Consider the following 4,705-nt stretch of genomic DNA (forward strand, 5'->3'; position numbering starts at 1 on the left):
GTTTCTACCTCCTTTTTCTCGTGAATATTGAAGTGGCTTATTAAATTTTTAGAAATAATTTTTTCCTCCGATGAAACAAAATAAGTTTTAATTTTCTGTTCGCATAGTTCAACGATGTGCGATGTGTTTGAGCTGTTATACCCACCAACTACAACGGCGAAGTCTGCAGGCTGTTCGAGAAGTCCGTAAGTTGCTTCTTGATTATCGTAAGTTGCATAGCAGAGTGTATCGCTTGTATCGGCGTAATGATCTTTTATGCTTTCTGCACCATACATTTTTATCATTGTATCTTTTAAAAGGTCTGCGATTTCTTGAGTTTCACTTGCAAGCATTGTTGTCTGATTAACGACGCCGAGTCTCGATAGATCTTTCTCAAAATCAAAACCAGTTGAAAGGCGTCCCTTAAAAAATTCATAGAACTCTTCTTTGCCTTTCTTGCCTAAAATAAATGAGCAAAGAATTTTGGCTTCTTCTAAATCTCGAACAATTACCGCCGGAGCGTTTCTAATACTGTGTGAAAAAGTTGCGCGAGTTTCTTCGTGAAAATATTTTCCGTGGATAATTATTGTGTAACCCTGTTCTCCGAGTGAATGTGAACGATTCCAAACTTTTTCTACAAATGGGCAAGTTGTGTCGAAAGTCTCAATGAAAAGCTCTTTTTTCCTAAGAGCCTGTTCGATTTCTAAAGTTGTACCAAAAGCCGGGATAAGTACTATGTCCTCTTTTTTAAGTTCATCCCAGTCGATCAATTGCCACCCAGAAGTATTAAAGATAAATTTTAATCCTCGGTTGAGAAGATCACCATTTACGCCAGGATTATGTATCATTTCGCTAAGAAGATAAATGTTTTTTCCAGGATTTTCTTCAATCGTTCTGTAAGCTATTTCAATTGCGTTTTCCACACCGAAGCAAAAACCAAAATGACGGGCAATAAAAAATCTCACAGGGCCGAAATCTAATTTTGTCGGAGAAATATTTTTCTTCCGAGGATCGTCATCTTTTCTTAATTCTTTAATCCTCGAAATGAGATTGCTCTTATAATAATTTGGTATGTCGAAATGTTTCATCGGATTTATTCTTTATTTAAGAAAAAATTAATCAAACTAAGCCCATTACCCTAAAAAAGATTACCAGATTGTCTTCACAGGATAATTGTCGAATAATCTATCAGATGTCATTATATAAGCATTTTCATAAGCAGCTTGGGCGGTCAAAATTCTATCAAATGGATCTTTGTGGTGCAATGGAAGCTTTCGCAATTCAAAGACGTGAGCTGCCTCGATAGGAATTATTCTTAGTTCAATTGTTGAAATAGCTTTCTCGAAAATTACTTCAACCGGCTCATGAAATTTAATCTTTCCGAGAGATTCTTTTATTAGAATCTCCCAAAGACTAGCGACGCTTAAGATGACTTCATTTTCTGAATCTTTAAGTAAACCTAAAGCATTTTGTGAAATTCTATCTGCATCATTCAACATCCAGATAAAAACATGAGTGTCAAGAAGTACTTTCAATTTTCACTTTCCCAATATTCTTGAGGGATCGGCAGTTCAAAATCGACACTTGTCCAAATTTTATCTTTAAATTGATTGAGTATTCGTTCTTTCTTTTCGGTTGTAAAAGGAATTACTTTTGCGACCCTTTTTTTGTTTTTCGTGATGATCACTTCATTGCCTTCTTCAACAATAGAAAGAATTTCAGCAAGATTTACTTTCTTTTTACTAAGATTTACTGTCTTTGTCATTTTAAACTCGTTCTTACTTAAATTAATTTAATTTGAAAAAAAGACTAAGTAAAGGCATTATATTCAATTTTCACCACGCATACGCCTCGGGAGCTTGATTTCCCGGACCAGGCCAAATTTCATCGAGCTTTTTCATTACTTCATCAGATAATTTTATTTCTAGTGCTTTAACATTTTCCTCAAGCTGGTTAAGAGTTCGCGGACCAACTATTGGTGATGTAACAACTGGATTAGTTAGTATCCATGCAAGAGCAACATTTGCTGATTTGTGACCAATTTCTTTGCAAAGTTTTTCATACGCTTCAATTTGCGGACGAAGTTTTTCAGCAGAGTCGATCAAAGGTTCACGAGTTCTTCTCCCTTCTTTCGCTTTCTCTAATATTCCGCAGAGAATTCCGCCACCCAAAGGGCTCCAAGGAATTAATCCAACACCAAATGCCTTGCATGCAGGAATAACTTCAAGCTCTATGTGTCGATTTCTCAGACTATATATGCTTTGTTCAGAAATTAATCCAAGAATATTTCTTTGCCGCGCTGTGTAAATCGCTTCAGCGATATTCCAAGCTGCAAAATTGCTGCTTCCAACGTAAAGTATTTTTCCCTCGCGGACTAATTGCTCCATTGCTTGCCAGACTTCTTCCCATGGAGTTTCTCTATCTATATGATGCATCTGATAAAGATCAATATGATCGGTCTGCATTCTTCTTAAACTTTCTTCACAAGCTTTTCGAATGTGGTAAGCCGAAAGCTTTTTATCATTTATACCTTCGCCCATTTTCCCATAGACTTTGGTTGCAAGTACGATTTTATCTCTCCGGCTTTTATCTTGAGACAACCATCTTCCGATGATTTCTTCTGTAAGCCCGGCTCCAAGGTGCCAGCCGTAAACATTTGCAGTGTCGAAAAAATTGATTCCGTGATCGATTGCACGGCTCATAATTTTAAAACTTTCTTCTTCAGGTGTATACGGACCAAAATTCATTGTGCCGAGGCATAATCGGCTGACTTTGAGACCGCTTCTTCCAAGGTGTACGTATTCCATTTATTACTCGCTAATCTTAATTGATGAATTTTTTAATCATAACGAAATTATGCTTAAAAAAGTTTTTGTTCTTTCAATATGGATAGAATATAAAAAACAAAATCGAAAGCACCGCAAAAAACCATAGTCCGAGATTAATTTCGGAGAATTTCCCGGATAGAACTTTAAATAATGGATAAGCGACAAATCCTGCGGTCATTCCAATTCCAAGATTGTATGTAAAGCTCATCAACACAATAACAATAAAAGCCGGAATAATTTCCGAATAATTGTCGAAATTTAATTTTGTGATTGGCGACATCATCAATAATCCTACGATAATCAAAGAAGGACCGTAAGCGATTGCAGGAATAGCTGTAAAGAATGGTGCAAAAAAAAGTGCCGACAAAAACAAGACTGCAGTAACAACTGAAGTGAAACCGCTTTTCCCACCAGCCTCAATTCCTGTAGCCGACTCAATATAGGTTCCAGTGGTAGTCGTTCCAAGCAATGAACCAACGACAGTGGCTAATGCATCGCACAATAACGGCTTTTCGATATCGGGAAGATTTCCATTCTCATCAAGTAAGTTTGATTTGTATGCCAATCCAAGCAGAGTTCCGATTGTATCAACAAAATCCATAACGAAGACAGTCAGAATGACTGCAAAAAATCCCCATGTGAGTGCGCCGGTAATATCGAGTTCAAATAATATTGGCGAGATATCAGGCGGCGTACTGATCCAATTATCAGGCAGAGGGAAAAGATTAAAAATGTGTGATAGAAAAGTCACAGACAATATTCCGATCAGAATTGCACTGCGCACTTTGATCATCATCAAGAATCCAATTAATAAAAAACCAAAAATTGCAAGAAGTATTTTTGGATCATGAAAATTTCCGACATGAACTGGAGCACCTTCAACACCCAGTTTCACAATTCCTGTTTCGTTTAATCCAATGAATGTAAGAAACAAACCAATTCCGACAGCGAATGCAATTTTAAGTGATTCTGGAATTGATTTAGCGAGCCACGTTCTTATTTTAAAAATGGTTAGAAGCGTAAATAAAACACCGCCAATAAAAATTGCGCCGATGGCGGTTTGCCAGCTGTATCCTAAAACCTTTACAACTGTAAAAGCAATAAAAGCATTTTCTCCCATATAAGGTGCGATGGCGAAAGGTCTTTTAGCGTACACTCCCATTATTAGAGTACCAAAAAAGGCGCTTAGTATAGTTGCTACCATCGATGGACCGAATGGAATTCCAGCAGCTTCCAGGATTTTTGGATTTACGATGATTATGTATGCCATAGTGATGAAAGTTGTTGCTCCTGCAATAGTTTCTTGCTGGAAAGAAGTCTTTAACTCATCGAATTGAAAATATCTTTTAATAGCAGAAATCATTTTAACCTCACGAAGTTATATTAGTTTAAATTGCTCATTCGACTGGGCAAAATCAGATGTAGATTTTTACCCGTTGCCAGAGAGTTTTGAAATCTAACTTAAATTTCCTGCAAATAAATATTGGACGATTGTTCTCGTAAGGCATGCAATATTCGCATTTATGAATTGCAGCCATTTCCACTTCATCAAAAGCTTCTCTATGCCCGTCTTCAGTACCACCAACAATAATAACAGTTTTGATATTGGTTGTGTTTTTACTCCAAATCCAAAAATTATTGTGCGGCGAAATGACTTTTGGCAACGGATATTTTGAACTATAATATTCAATCGCTCCTGCCTGTCCGTAATTGCTTGCAACAACAAGAGCATCTTTTTGTTCCGCAAATGGAAGGGAGAGATAAACTTTCAAAATTGTCTTTGCAAACTCTTCCCAACCAAACATATCGGCATAAAATTGCGGAAGCTCCTCCAGTGTGTTGCCCTCTGCAGTACTTGGAGCAATGCCGAGACTTTTTGAATAAGCAATGTACGTTTG

The 4,705-nt window shown here is 37.0% G+C and carries 5 protein-coding genes; all 5 read right to left on the minus strand.

Features of this window, described 5'->3' with window-relative positions:
- A partial coding sequence (locus FJ213_12785) for a 4-hydroxy-3-methylbut-2-enyl diphosphate reductase (GenBank protein ID MBM4177025.1) occupies positions 1 to 1,067 on the minus strand: 1,067 nt, incomplete at its 3' end.
- A gap of 60 nt (positions 1,068 to 1,127) precedes the next feature.
- Positions 1,128 to 1,514, minus strand: coding sequence for a type II toxin-antitoxin system VapC family toxin (locus FJ213_12790; GenBank protein MBM4177026.1), 387 nt, complete (start codon positions 1,512 to 1,514; stop codon positions 1,128 to 1,130).
- Positions 1,511 to 1,744 (minus strand): type II toxin-antitoxin system prevent-host-death family antitoxin, encoded by a 234-nt coding sequence (locus FJ213_12795; protein ID MBM4177027.1) that lies wholly within the window; start codon positions 1,742 to 1,744, stop codon positions 1,511 to 1,513. The genes FJ213_12790 and FJ213_12795 overlap by 4 nt, the downstream gene beginning before the upstream one ends.
- Positions 1,745 to 1,814: 70 nt before the next feature.
- Positions 1,815 to 2,786: an aldo/keto reductase gene (locus tag FJ213_12800; GenBank protein MBM4177028.1), complete on the minus strand. Its 972-nt coding sequence runs from the start codon at positions 2,784 to 2,786 to the stop codon at positions 1,815 to 1,817.
- 73 nt (positions 2,787 to 2,859) lie between these two features.
- Positions 2,860 to 4,170, minus strand: coding sequence for an NCS2 family permease (locus FJ213_12805; GenBank protein ID MBM4177029.1), 1,311 nt, complete (start codon positions 4,168 to 4,170; stop codon positions 2,860 to 2,862).
- Positions 4,171 to 4,705: the final 535 nt, after the last annotated feature.

The sequence above is a fragment of the Ignavibacteria bacterium genome, assembly GCA_016873845.1.
Classification (GTDB): domain Bacteria; phylum Bacteroidota; class Ignavibacteria; order Ch128b; family Ch128b; genus JAHJVF01.